Annotated in this window: 12 protein-coding genes; 10 read left to right on the plus strand and 2 right to left on the minus strand. The window is 65.7% G+C overall.

Annotated features, from left to right (window positions below):
• Positions 1-113: 113 nt before the first annotated feature.
• The 10 genes from proB to IVB50_RS09735 all read left to right on the plus strand — a co-directional run bounded on the left by proB (position 114) and on the right by IVB50_RS09735 (position 9,897).
• Positions 114-1,235, plus strand: a complete 1,122-nt coding sequence (gene proB / locus IVB50_RS09690) for a glutamate 5-kinase (RefSeq protein WP_018459856.1) — start codon at positions 114-116, stop codon at positions 1,233-1,235.
• A gap of 187 nt (positions 1,236-1,422) precedes the next feature.
• A complete protein-coding gene (locus tag IVB50_RS09695) occupies positions 1,423-2,718 on the plus strand; it encodes a glutamate-5-semialdehyde dehydrogenase (RefSeq protein ID WP_018459855.1) in 1,296 nt (431 codons plus the stop codon).
• Between the two features lie 20 nt (positions 2,719-2,738).
• Positions 2,739-3,383: a nicotinate-nucleotide adenylyltransferase gene (locus tag IVB50_RS09700; protein ID WP_026233892.1), complete on the plus strand. Its 645-nt coding sequence runs from the start codon at positions 2,739-2,741 to the stop codon at positions 3,381-3,383.
• A 238-nt stretch (positions 3,384-3,621) separates the two neighbouring features.
• Positions 3,622-3,978, plus strand: a complete 357-nt coding sequence (rsfS, locus tag IVB50_RS09705; RefSeq protein WP_007598906.1) for a ribosome silencing factor — start codon at positions 3,622-3,624, stop codon at positions 3,976-3,978.
• A 96-nt stretch (positions 3,979-4,074) separates the two neighbouring features.
• Complete coding sequence (gene rlmH / locus IVB50_RS09710) at positions 4,075-4,557, plus strand: 23S rRNA (pseudouridine(1915)-N(3))-methyltransferase RlmH (protein WP_018459852.1); 483 nt, start codon at positions 4,075-4,077, stop codon at positions 4,555-4,557.
• Positions 4,558-4,590: 33 nt separating this feature from the next.
• Entirely contained in the window at positions 4,591-5,922 is a 1,332-nt protein-coding gene (locus IVB50_RS09715) for a peptidoglycan DD-metalloendopeptidase family protein (protein WP_247295762.1), read from the plus strand.
• A complete protein-coding gene (locus IVB50_RS09720; protein ID WP_018459850.1) occupies positions 5,919-7,274 on the plus strand; it encodes a S41 family peptidase in 1,356 nt (451 codons plus the stop codon). The genes IVB50_RS09715 and IVB50_RS09720 overlap by 4 nt, the downstream gene beginning before the upstream one ends.
• 145 nt (positions 7,275-7,419) lie before the next feature.
• On the plus strand, positions 7,420-8,652 hold the full coding sequence (locus tag IVB50_RS09725) for a divergent polysaccharide deacetylase family protein (RefSeq protein ID WP_018459849.1): 1,233 nt from the start codon (positions 7,420-7,422) through the stop codon (positions 8,650-8,652).
• Positions 8,653-8,727: 75 nt separating this feature from the next.
• Positions 8,728-9,231, plus strand: a complete 504-nt coding sequence (locus IVB50_RS09730; protein ID WP_018459848.1) for an RNA pyrophosphohydrolase — start codon at positions 8,728-8,730, stop codon at positions 9,229-9,231.
• A gap of 165 nt (positions 9,232-9,396) precedes the next feature.
• The gene (locus tag IVB50_RS09735) at positions 9,397-9,897 is read left to right on the plus strand and encodes an RNA pyrophosphohydrolase (RefSeq protein WP_018459847.1); all 501 of its coding nucleotides are present in this window, start codon (positions 9,397-9,399) and stop codon (positions 9,895-9,897) included.
• A 78-nt stretch (positions 9,898-9,975) separates the two neighbouring features.
• On the opposite strand, the gene IVB50_RS09740 is transcribed toward IVB50_RS09735, so the two are convergent.
• A complete protein-coding gene (locus tag IVB50_RS09740; protein ID WP_018459846.1) occupies positions 9,976-11,607 on the minus strand; it encodes an adenylate/guanylate cyclase domain-containing protein in 1,632 nt (543 codons plus the stop codon).
• 151 nt (positions 11,608-11,758) lie between these two features.
• Positions 11,759-12,166, minus strand: a complete 408-nt coding sequence (locus IVB50_RS09745) for a F0F1 ATP synthase subunit epsilon (RefSeq protein WP_018459845.1) — start codon at positions 12,164-12,166, stop codon at positions 11,759-11,761.
• Positions 12,167-12,242: the final 76 nt, after the last annotated feature.

Raw genomic sequence — 12,242 nt, forward strand, 5'->3', positions numbered from 1 at the left:
GGCGCCTTGCGCGGGCCATCGTCCTGCTGCAAAAGCAGGGCCTCATCGGCGCCGCTCTCGCTCCGCCGTGTCCGATGCAGAGCAATCCGTCACACGCGCCAGCACTTGCACACATGGCCAGCCCCGAACTCAGTCAATTCCGCCGCATCGTCGTCAAGGTCGGCTCCGCGCTGCTGGTCGATTCCGACAAGGGCGAGGTGCGCGCGTCCTGGCTTGCCGCGCTCGCCGACGACATGGCCAAGCTGCATCGCGAGGGGCGTGACGTGCTCGTCGTCTCCTCCGGCTCGATCGCGCTCGGCCGCAGCCGCCTGAAATTGCCGCGCGGCCCGCTGAAGCTGGAGGAGAGTCAGGCAGCCGCCGCCGTCGGTCAGATCGCGCTCGCCCGCATCTGGTCGGAGGTGCTTGGCGCCCACGGCATCGGCGCCGGCCAGATCCTGGTGACGCTGCAGGACACCGAGGAGCGCCGCCGCTATCTCAACGCGCGCTCCACTATCGGCAAGCTGCTGGAGTGGCGCGCGATCCCCGTGATCAACGAGAACGACACGGTCGCCACCAACGAGATCCGCTACGGCGACAACGACCGCCTCGCCGCGCGCGTCGCCACCATGGCCAGCGCCGACCTGCTGGTGCTGCTGTCCGACATCGACGGGCTCTACGACGCCCCGCCGAAGAACAACCCGAACGCCAGGCTCATTCCCGTCGTCGACAGCATCTCCTCCGAGATCGAGGCTGTGGCAGGCGACGCCGAGTCCGAGCTGTCGCGCGGCGGCATGCGCACCAAGGTCGAAGCTGCCAAGATCGCGACCACCGGCGGCACGCATATGCTGATCGCCTCGGGCAAGATCGAGCATCCGTTGCAGGCGATCGCCGATGGCGGCCGCTGCACCTGGTTCCTGACGCCGGCCAATCCCATCACCTCGCGAAAACGCTGGATCGCGGGCTCGCTTGAGCCGAAGGGTACGCTGACGATCGACGCCGGCGCGGTCGCGGCCCTGCGCGCCGGCGCCAGCCTGCTGCCGGCCGGCGTGATCAAGGTCGAGGGCCAGTTCGCCCGCGGCGACGCCGTGATCGTGCGCGGCCCCGACACCAGCGAGGTCGGCCGCGGCCTGATCGCCTACGACGCCGACGATGCCGAGCGGATCAAGGGCCGCTCCTCCCCGGATGTCATGGCCATCCTCGGCATCAGCGGGCGGTCCGAGATGATCCACCGGGATGATCTGGTGGTGGGCGGGTAGCCGCTAGGGCATCCGAGTAGGCGCCGGCCGAGGCGTGGATGGCCGGTCAAGCCCGGCCATGACGCCGGAGCTGGGCCATTGATCGAGCTGCCGTCCGGCACGTGAAGCCCTGCCATACCCTGCCGACCCTTCGCAAAAGCGGGATTTCCGTGCTAGGACACTGCCTTAGCAGAAGGTTGAAACTCCCATGGCCGCCCCCCTCAAAGCCGTCGACGGCAATGCCGATCTTCAGGCGCTGATGACCGATCTCGGTACCCGTGCCCGCGCTGCCGCGCGCGTGCTGGCGCTGGCGCCGCCGGAGCAGAAGAACCGGGCGCTCGAGGCCATGGCGCGGGCGATCCGCAACAATGCCGCCGCGATCCTCGCCGCCAATGCCGAGGACGTCACCGAGGCCCGCGCCTCCGGCAACGCCACCTCGTCCTTCATCGACCGCCTGACGCTGACGCCGGCGCGGGTGGAGGGCATGGCCGAGGGCATCGGCATCGTGCGCGGCATTGCCGATCCCGTCGGCATCGTCACCGAGAGCTGGCAACGGCCGAACGGCATGACCATCGAGCGCGTGCGCGTGCCGCTCGGCGTCGTCGGCGTGATCTTCGAGAGCCGGCCGAACGTTGCGGCGGACGCCGGTGTGCTGTGCCTGAAGTCGGGCAATGCCGTGATCCTCCGCGGCGGCTCCGACAGTTTCCGCTCCTGCCGCGCGATCCATGACTGCCTGGTGCAGGGCCTGCGCGAAGCGGGCCTTCCCGAGGCTGCCATCACGCTGGTGCCGACGCGCGACCGCGCGGCGGTAGGCCAGATGCTGTCGGGATTGAATGGCGCCATCGACGTGATCGTGCCGCGCGGAGGCAAGAGCCTCGTCGCGCGCGTCGAGCAGGAAGCGCGCGTGCCGGTGTTCGCGCATCTCGAAGGCGTCAACCACATTTACGTCGACGGCAGCGCCGACCTCGCCATGGCGAAATCGATCGTGCTCAACGCCAAGATGCGCCGCACCGGCGTCTGCGGCGCCGCCGAGACGCTGCTGGTCGATCGCGCCGCAGCCGGTAAAAACCTCAAGCCGCTGGTTGAGATGCTAATCGAGGCCGGCTGCGAAGTGCGTGGCGACGACGCCGTGCAAAAGATCGATGCGCGCGTCAAACCCGCGAGCGCGGACGATTGGGACACCGAATATCTCGATGCGATCATCGCAGCGAAGGTGGTGAACGGCGTCGACGGCGCGATCGCGCATATCCAAAATCACGGTTCGCACCATACCGATGCGATCGTGAGCGCCGACGAGACCGCTGCGAAAAAATTCCTGAGCGAGGTCGATTCCGCGATCGTGCTGCACAACGCCTCGACGCAGTTCGCCGACGGCGGCGAGTTCGGCTTCGGTGCCGAGATCGGCATTGCCACCGGCAGATTCCACGCCCGCGGCCCGGTTGGCGCCGAGCAGCTGACGAGCTTCAAATATCGCGTTCACGGCACCGGGCAGACGCGGCCGTAGACGACGCAGGGCGCGGGGCATTGAGCAACAATTTCGTCGCGCCACGTTTCTTCGCGCAGGCCATACCGACCCATACCTCGGGCATGCGCATCGGCCTGCTCGGCGGCTCGTTCAACCCGCCGCACCAGGCCCATCGCGCGATCAGCCAGTTCGCGCTGAAACGACTCCAGCTCGATCGCGTGTGGTGGCTGGTGACGCCAGGCAATCCGCTGAAGGAGAACGGCGCGCTGCATGAGCTCGGCGCGCGCATGCAGGCGGCGCGCGAAATGGCCGACGATCCCAGGATCGAGGTGAGCTGTCTCGAATCCGTCATTCGCACGCGCTATACCATCGATACGATCAACACCTTGCGCCGCCGCCTCTCGGGCTTGCGCTTTGTCTGGATCATGGGCGCCGACAACCTCGCTCAATTCCATCGTTGGCAGCACTGGCGGCGCATCGCCGACCAGGTGCCGATCGCGGTCATCGACCGTCCGCCGCAGAGTTTTCGCGCCCTCGCCTCTCCCGCCGCCCAGGCGCTCAGGCGCTATCGGATGCCGGAGAATGAGGCCGCCTTGCTCGCGGACCGGCCCGCGCCAGCCTGGGTGTTCCTGACCGGAATGAAGCTGAATCTCTCGTCGACCGGCTTACGGAACCCGGACGGAAGCTGGAAAGGTACGAAGTGAGTCAGATTGTGCGAACGCCATGCGGTCTTCGGGCTCTCTGGCATATTGAAACCCTTAACCCCACATGATGTAGTGTAACCAGTGGGCGCCGGATTCGGCGTTCGCGATACAGTGAAAGGAATGGTCCCTGACCACATCTGTATTGTCCAAGACAGCCTCACCCAAGACGGCTTCACCGAAGTCTGTTTTACCCAAGGTTGCCAAGCCGACGCGTAAAACATCGACCAAAGCTGCGGCCTTGAAGGCGCAACCCGACGCCGACAAGACGCTGAGCCTGATCCTCTCCCGCCTCGACGACATGAAGGCGGAAGAGACTGTGACCATCGACCTTCGCGGCAAATCGGCCTACTCCGACTACATGATCGTCACCACCGGCCGGGTGAACCGGCACGTCGGCGCGATCGCGGAGAACGTCGCCAAAGGCCTCAAGGAAAACGGCATCAAGAACATCCACGTCGAGGGCTTGCCCAATTGCGACTGGGTGCTGATCGATTCCGGCGATGTGATCGTGCACGTGTTCAGACCCGAGGTCCGCGAGTTCTACAGTCTCGAGAGATTGTACACGCAGGGCCCAGGGGCGGCGAAGGCGATCTGAGAGGCTGCTGGCCGATTTCGAATCGGCTGACGCGCATGCTAGCGTCGTGCGCGCGCAGATCGCGCGCGGTCCAGAAAACGCGACCCTGAACATATCATGCGCATAGCCGTCATTGCGGTGGGCCGGCTGAAGCAGGGCCCCGAACGGGAGCTTGCCGAGCGCTATTTCGAGCGGTTCGACGAGGCCGGCCGCAAGCTCGGATTCCGCGAGCTCGCCATCCACGAATTGCCCGAAAGCCGCGCGCGCGATACGGCGACGCGGATGGCCGAAGAGGCCGCGGCGATCTCCGCCCATATTCCCGAAAAGTCGGTGCTGGTGGCGCTGGACGAGCGCGGCCAGAATCTGGATTCGACCGTATTCGCACGGCATCTCGGGCGCTGGCGCGACGAGGGTGCCGGTCATACTATCTTCATGATCGGAGGGGCGGACGGACTTTCGCCCGAATTGCGCCGTAAGGCCAAGCTCGTGATCGCGTTCGGCTCTGCGACCTGGCCGCATCAAATGGTCCGCGTCATGCTTCTGGAACAGCTTTATCGGGCCGCCACCATTCTGGCGGGCCACCCCTATCACCGCGCGTGATCCGCGCCACAACGAGCACCTTTGCTTAAAGCGATGCGAGCGCCGATTTTCAACCTGCTGCTGATCGCCGGCGTTGCCGGCGCAAGCCTCGCGCAAGCTCAGACGCCTGCACCGCAGACTGCGGCCGTAGCGCCCGATGCGATCAAGCAGCGCGAGCAGGAGCTCGAAGCCGCGCGCGCCAGCAAGAAGAGCGCTGAGGAAGCGCAGGCCAAGCTCAAGGCCGAGATCACCTCGCTCGGCCAGGCCCGCACCCAGCTCAATCAACAGTTGATCGACACCGCCGCCAATGTGCGCACCGTCGAGACCAAGATCGACGAGGCCGAAGCGCGGCTGCGATCGCTGAACGGCCGCGAACAGGCGATGCGCAGCTCGCTCGATTCACGCCGCGCCGACATCGTCGAGGTGCTGGCGGCCTTGCAGCGCGCCGGAAGGCGGACGCCGCCGGCACTTCTGGTACGGCCCGAGGATGCCCTGCAATCGCTGCGCACGGCGATGCTGCTCGGTGCCGTGGTGCCGGAGTTGCGCGGCCGTGCCGAGAAGATCGCGGGCGAGCTCGGCGAGCTCGTGGCCTTGCGCAAGACCATCGCGACCGAGCGCGACCAGCTTGCCTCCGACCGCGACAAGGTGCGCAACGACCAGACCCGGCTCGCGGCTCTGGTCGACGAACGGCAGCGTCAGCAGGCGTCGCGCGAAAAGGACCTCGACGCCGAGAACGCGCGCGCCGTTGCGCTCTCAAGACAGGTCGGCGATCTCCAGGGGCTGATCGCCAAGATGGAGCAGGATCTGCAAAGCGCCGCCAAGGCGGCCGAGAAAGCAGCTGAGGCCGCCAAGCAGGCCGAGGCCAAGGCGGCTGCAAACGCGGCCGCCAGCGCCAAGACCGGCCCCGGCACATTCAAGGATCGTTCCCGCACCACCCCTGCGATGGCCTTCGCCGCGGCCAAGGGCCTCCTGCCTCTGCCGGTTAACGGTAACAAGATCAGGGATTTCGGCGGTTCGGACGGGCTCGGCGGGGTCCAGAAGGGCATTTCGCTGGCGACGCGGCCCGGCTCCCAGGTCACGACGCCGTGTGATGGCTGGGTGGTCTATGCCGGCCCGTTCCGCAGCTATGGACAACTCTTGATCCTCAATGCCGGGGGCGGGTATCATGTGCTGATCGCCGGGATGGAGCGCATTTCGGTCAACATCGGACAATTCGTGCTCACGGGGGAGCCTGTCGCGACCATGGGGTCGACCTCTCAAGTCGCCTCCATTCTCGCCACGAACGCGAGTCAACCTGTGCTCTATGTCGAGTTCCGCAAAGACGGCACTCCAATCGATCCAGGCCCATGGTGGGCCGCAAATGAAGGCGAGAAGGTTCGCGGATGATGCGCAAGACTTCAGTTATCCTCCTCAGCGCGGCCACCGGTGCGGCGCTGACGCTGTTCGTGACGCAACCGCGCGCGGTCTTCATGGGCTCCAGCGCGCGAGCCGCCACTGCGGACACCTATCGCCAGCTCAATTTGTTCGGCGACGTGTTCGAGCGCGTGCGCTCGGACTATGTCGAGAAGCCCGACGACACCAAGCTGATCGAATCCGCGATCAGCGGCATGCTTACCGGTCTCGATCCGCATTCGAGCTACATGGACGCCAAGAGCTTCCGCGACATGCAGGTGCAGACCCGCGGTGAGTTCGGCGGCCTCGGCATCGAAGTCACGATGGAAGACGGCCTGATCAAGGTGGTCTCGCCGATCGACGACACCCCGGCCTCGCGCGCCGGTGTCATGGCCAACGACATCATCACCAATCTCGACGACGAGGCGGTGCAGGGCCTGACCCTGAACCAGGCGGTCGAGAAGATGCGCGGCCCGGTCAACACCAAGATCAAGCTGAAGATCATCCGCAAGGGCCAGGACAATCCGATCGACGTCACGCTGGTGCGCGACAACATCCGCGTCCGTTCGGTGCGCGCCCGCGTCGAGGCCGACGACATCGCCTATATCCGCATCACCACCTTCAACGAGCAAACCACCGAAGGCCTGAAGCGCGAGGTCGCCAACCTCTCGAATCAGATCGGCGACAAGCTGAAGGGCTACGTCATCGACCTCCGCAACAACCCGGGCGGCCTGCTCGAGGAAGCGGTCACCGTCTCCGACTCCTTCCTGGAGAAGGGCGAGATCGTCTCGACCCGCGGCCGCAATGCCGAGGAGACCCAGCGCCGTACCGCGCATACGGGCGACCTCACCAAGGGCAAGCCGGTCATCGTGCTGGTCAACGGCGGCTCGGCTTCGGCGTCGGAGATCGTCGCCGGCGCGCTGCAGGACCACAAGCGTGCGACCATCGTCGGCACACGCTCGTTCGGCAAGGGCTCGGTGCAGACCATCATTCCGCTCGGCTCCGGCAACGGCGCGCTGCGTCTGACCACGGCGCGCTATTACACGCCGTCGGGCAAGTCGATCCAGGCCAAGGGCATCGTGCCCGACATCGAAGTGCTGCAGGACGTGCCGGACGAGCTGAAGTCGCGTACCGACACCAAGGGCGAAGCTTCGCTGCGCGGCCATCTCAAGAACGACGGCGACGAGAAGACCGGCTCGCAGTCCTACGTTCCGCCGGACGCCAAGGACGACAAGGCGCTCAAGCTCGCCGACGATCTGCTCCACGGCATCAAGAACAGCGCGTCCGCGGCGCCCACGCCGGGCGGCGACAAGGCCACGACCGACAAGCCCAAAGCGGCGAACTAGGTCGGCGCATCGCGATCTGACGAAAAGGGCGGCTCCCGGAGCCGCCCTTTTTGCTTGGAACTCCTGATATCCCCCGGCCTATCCCGGCCTGCCGCCGCTTGACCCCGGCGTGGTATCGTCATTGCTGAGTGATTCGGGATCGCGCATGACTGAAACGGCCGATGATCTGAGCGCCCCGCTCGGACGGGACAAGCCGCGCCGGAAACGTCGGCTGCGGCTGCCGTTCACGGCCATGCAGCTGCTCGCGGTCCTGCTCGGACTGTTCCTGGTCACCTTTGCCGGCTTCGCCATCTTCAACAAGGATCCGCTCGGCGGCGAGCCAATGACACGGCTCGCGATCCGCGAACCCAATGCCGCAGACAAGGCTGGCGACGACAAGCCGGCCGCGGCCGGCCATGGCCAGGACAGCAAGCAGGAAAGCAAGCAAGAGACCAAGGACGCACCGAAGCAGGCGGGCGAGCAGAAGACCGTCACCATGATCGACGGTTCCACCGGCATGCGCCACGACGTGGTGATCGGCGGCGATGCCGCCGGCAAAAGCGAGACGGCGGCGGCCTCCGCACCGCCGCCCGTCATGGCCGGGATCGACCCAAAACTTCTTGAGAAATCGCGCTATGGCATGATCCCCGCGGTTTCCGGGGATCTGAAGCCGTTCAACGTCTATGCGGCGGATGCCGACCGCGCCAAGGCCGCCAAGATGCCGGTGGTCGCGATCCTGATCGGCGGCCTCGGCGTCGGCGCCGCCAAGACCACCGATGCCATCATGCGGTTGCCAGCGGCGGTGACGCTGGCCTTCACGCCCTATGGGTCCGATCCAGGAAAACTCGCCGAGCGCGCCCGCGCCCAGCGCCACGAGATCTTCCTCCAGATCCCGATGGAGCCCTATGACTTCCCCGACAACGATCCGGGACCGCAGACGCTGCTGACCTCGCTGAGTGCCGACCAGAACATGGACCGCCTGTACTGGCATTTGAGCCGGATGCAGGGCTATGCCGGCCTCACCAATTTCATGGGCGCCCGCTTCATCGCGACGGAGCCGGCGATGCAGCCGATCATCCGCGAGGCGGCCAAGCGCGGGCTCGGCTTCTTCGACGACGGCTCCTCGCCGCGCAGCATCGCGCCGCAAGCGGCCGGCAGCCAGGCGATGCCGTTCGGCAAGGGCGATATCGCGATTGACGCGGTGCCGACCCCGGCCGAGATCGACCGCGCCCTGACCAAGCTCGAAGCGGCGGCGCGCGAGCGCGGCGTGGCCGTGGGCACCGCCTCCGCCCTCCCGGTCTCGATCGAGCGCATCGGCGCCTGGACCAAGACATTGGGCGACCGAGGTATCCTTTTGGTGCCATTGACAACCGCGATGCTGAAATCAAAATCCAGCTAAATCAACGGATTGGTATGGTACAGGCCCGCGGGGCCTGCTTAAGCCTTACCGACAGCATGCGAGAGGTCTGGCGGAATGGCGCGTTACGAGGATCTGCCCTACCGGACCTGCGTCGGCGTGATGTTGCTCAACAAGGACGGACTGGTGTTCATCGGCCGCCGCGCTGGCGGCATCGAGCATGTCGACGACACCCACGTCTGGCAGATGCCGCAGGGCGGCGTCGATCCCGGCGAGGACAATTGGGAGGCCGCCAAGCGCGAGCTCTATGAGGAGACCAGCGTGCGTTCGGTTGAGCGGCTCGGCGAAGTTCCGGACTGGCTCACTTACGACATTCCGCGCACGGTCGCCGGGCGCACCTGGAAGGGCCGCTACCGCGGTCAGCGCCAGAAATGGTTCGCGGTCCGCTTCACCGGCAAGGATAGCGAGATCAACGTCGAAAAGCCCGGCGGCGGTCACAAGGCCGAGTTCGTGAGCTGGCGCTGGGAGCCGATGAAGAACCTGACCGGGCTGATCGTCCCGTTCAAGCGCCCGGTCTACGAGCGCGTGGTGAAGGAATTTTCCGCGCTGGCGCAGGATTAGTTCAAGTCGCCATTCCAGGTTGATGCTAGAGCCAGTTCCGTTCCGATAGAATCGGGACGGGGCTCTAGTTTTTTATTTTGACGCGTTTTCTTGACGCGAACCGGTATCCACTTCGCTCGAAAACGCTCTAATGCACAGCCTGAAATGACGACGAGAGATCCACGCGTGAGCACTGAAAAACCCTACCGTCCCAATGTCGGAATCGCGCTGTTCAATGCCGATGGCCGCGTGCTGATCGGGCACCGCTTCAAGGGCGACGGACCCGAGATCATCCTGCCGGGTCTGGACTGGCAGATGCCGCAGGGCGGCGTCGACGAGGGCGAGGATTTGCGCGATGCCGCGCTGCGCGAGCTCTGGGAAGAGACCAGCGTCAAGAGCGCATCCTATCTCGGCGAGACCGACTGGTTGACTTACGAATTCCCGCCATATGACGGGCCGCAGACACATCGACTGGCGAAATTCCGCGGCCAGCGCCAGAAATGGTTCGCGTTACGCTTCACCGGCAAGGATGACGAGATCGATCCGCTGACGCCGCGCAACGGGCAGCCCGCCGAGTTCGACGCCTGGCGCTGGGAGCGGCTCGACCGCGTCCCCGATGTCGTGGTGCCGTTCCGCCGCCACGTCTACAGCGCAGTGGCGCAGCAGTTTGCGCCGTTCGCGAACTAAAAACGCGAAAAACAACCCCATGCACAGTAGAACGGGGTTGAAATCATTAGAGAACTTTGCCCGGAAATTTGCGTGAGCCTAGTTGATCGGTCCCACCGTGAACGGGCCGATTGCGATGAGGTGGCAGTCGCTGTCGCGCTTGGCGCAGTCGGCGAGCGCGGAATTGACGGCGGTCTGCTCGTCCGCGGCCTTGAGGCCGAGGCCCGGCCGGCCCGCGGTGCCGACCGCGACGGCGTTCCAGCCCATGCCGTCGGCGAGCTTGCGCACGACCTCGTCGCGCGCATCTGCGATGATCGAGGCGTTCGACGCCGCATGGAAGAAGCCGGTGATCCGGAGCAGGGTCGGGATCGGCACGACGAAATTCTCGTCGACCGCAACGACCAGGCAGGCGACGCCGGCGATCGCACCGCACGATTCCAGTGAACGCCGCGCGGCATCGTCGGTGGACGATGCGCCCATCACCATGAAATATTGGCCGCCGGGGCCGAGCGCGACCGCGCGGGATTTTGCCGCGGGCACGAACATGTTCTCGAGCCGGACCTTGGCGGGATCGCGCACCATCGGAAAGTCTTTCGAGGCGAAGGCGCGCTCGGTCATGGCATCATGCCGGACGAACGGTTGCGGCGGCATCGGCGGTTTGCCGTGCGTGTAGACCACATTGTTGCCGACTGCATAGAGCTCGCAACGCCGCGGCGACTGCGCGGCATCGGCGCGCTTCTGGCACTGATCGAGTGCGGCGTTGCGCGCGGCTTCCTCGTTCGGCTGATTCAACGACGCGCCGGTGAACCCGCCGACATTGAGTGCGAACGCCTTGTAGTCGCCGGCAGCGGAATAGTCGCCGGCCAGGTAGTTGCGGATGCGCTCGTTGATGAAGGGGACGCTGTCGGCAGGAAACTTGCCGGCCATCGGTGAAGCCGATGGTGCCGGCATGGGCATCGGCGCTTTCGCCGCCATGGTGGATGACGGGCTTGGCGCTGCTGCCGCAGCCGCGTTGGGCATCGGACTTGATGCTGGGCTTGGCGCGGTCACTGCAACCGCCGGCGCCCTGGTCGTCTCGAGCTTGGTGAAATAGAGGAAGCCGCCGACGCCGATGGCGACGACGGAGACGACACCGACCACCAGCGGCCACATCCAGTTCGGCGCGGCCTCAGCCTTCGTCACCTTCTTGATCTGCGGCGTCGCGTAGCTACCGTCCCCGCGCCGCATCGCCACCATGTAGGCGTGCACCGGCGTCGGGATGTTCTTGACCTCCTGCGCGCCGATATCGGCGAACTGCACCGACAGCTTGTTGGCGACCTGCTCGTGCACGGCGCGGGAGACGCAGATGCCCCCGACCTCGGCGAGGCCCTCGAGCCGGGCGGCGATATTGACGCCGTCACCGAGCAGATCGCCGTCGCGCTCGACCACGTCACCGATGGTGATACCGATGCGGAACGACATCTGCCGGCTCGGCGGATAGGCCATGTTGCGGGTTCGCAGGGATTCCTGAATGTCGATCGCGCAGCGCACCGCATCGACTGCGCTTGGAAATTCCGCAAGCACGGCATCGCCCGCGGTGTTGAAGATGCGTCCGCCCGCCCTGGCAATGAAATCATCGACGACCTCGCGATAGGCGGCGAGACGCCGCAGCGTCTCCTCTTCGTCTTCCGCAACCAGTCGCGAGTAACCGGCAATATCGGCCGCGAAAATCGCTGCGATCTTGCGTTTCATCTGCGGTCGGCCCCCGGAACAAAGTTCGCGGGCGCAGAATGGCGCTATCGGCGGCGCCGTGCAACAAAGTTTCAGCGCCCGCCACTCCCGTGACGAGCGCTGAACTTATTCAGGAATTTTCAGTTCGGGCCCCGGCGCAGTGCACCGGGGCTTAGTGCATCGCCGTGCTGCTGAGCTGCTGCTGGATGCTCTTGAAGTGGTCGAGCCGGGCGATGGCTTGATCGAGCTCGTTGCCTTCGTGCTCCTTCAAGCCCTCTTCCATCTCCGAGATGGTCGCGGCGAACTGCGCGCGGTCGAGCTCGGCCAGCGAGGTCGCGACGTCGGCGAGTACGGTCAGGCCCTTCTCGGAGACTTCGGCGATACCGCCGAGCACGATGATCTTCTCGTGCTTGCCGCCGGTGGTCACGGTGAGAATGCCGGGCCGGATCGCGGCCACGACCGGCGCGTGTCCCGCCAGCACGCCGAAGTCACCTTCGACGCCGGGGATATCGACCTGGTCGACCTCGCCCGAGAAGGCGAGCTTTTCCGGCGAGACGAGATCGAAGTGGAAGGTGGCCATTGGAAACCTGCGAATGGTGAGTAGCGAATTGCGAATGGAGCGGGAGCGGCGCGACTATTCGCTACTCCCTGCTCGC

Origin of the sequence: Bradyrhizobium sp. 87 (genome assembly GCF_023073015.1) — a bacterium.
Classification (GTDB): domain Bacteria; phylum Pseudomonadota; class Alphaproteobacteria; order Rhizobiales; family Xanthobacteraceae; genus Bradyrhizobium; species Bradyrhizobium canariense_D.

Coding starts and splice junctions, on each gene's coding strand:
- proB (WP_018459856.1), top strand. CDS start 114: ATGGCCAGCCCCGAACTCAGTCAATTCCGCCGCATCGTCGTCAAGGTC.
- IVB50_RS09695 (WP_018459855.1), top strand. CDS start 1,423: ATGGCCGCCCCCCTCAAAGCCGTCGACGGCAATGCCGATCTTCAGGCG.
- rlmH (WP_018459852.1), top strand. CDS start 4,075: ATGCGCATAGCCGTCATTGCGGTGGGCCGGCTGAAGCAGGGCCCCGAA.
- IVB50_RS09715 (WP_247295762.1), top strand. CDS start 4,591: ATGCGAGCGCCGATTTTCAACCTGCTGCTGATCGCCGGCGTTGCCGGC.
- IVB50_RS09720 (WP_018459850.1), top strand. CDS start 5,919: ATGATGCGCAAGACTTCAGTTATCCTCCTCAGCGCGGCCACCGGTGCG.
- IVB50_RS09725 (WP_018459849.1), top strand. CDS start 7,420: ATGACTGAAACGGCCGATGATCTGAGCGCCCCGCTCGGACGGGACAAG.
- IVB50_RS09730 (WP_018459848.1), top strand. CDS start 8,728: ATGGCGCGTTACGAGGATCTGCCCTACCGGACCTGCGTCGGCGTGATG.
- IVB50_RS09740 (WP_018459846.1), bottom strand. CDS start 11,607: ATGAAACGCAAGATCGCAGCGATTTTCGCGGCCGATATTGCCGGTTAC.
- IVB50_RS09745 (WP_018459845.1), bottom strand. CDS start 12,166: ATGGCCACCTTCCACTTCGATCTCGTCTCGCCGGAAAAGCTCGCCTTC.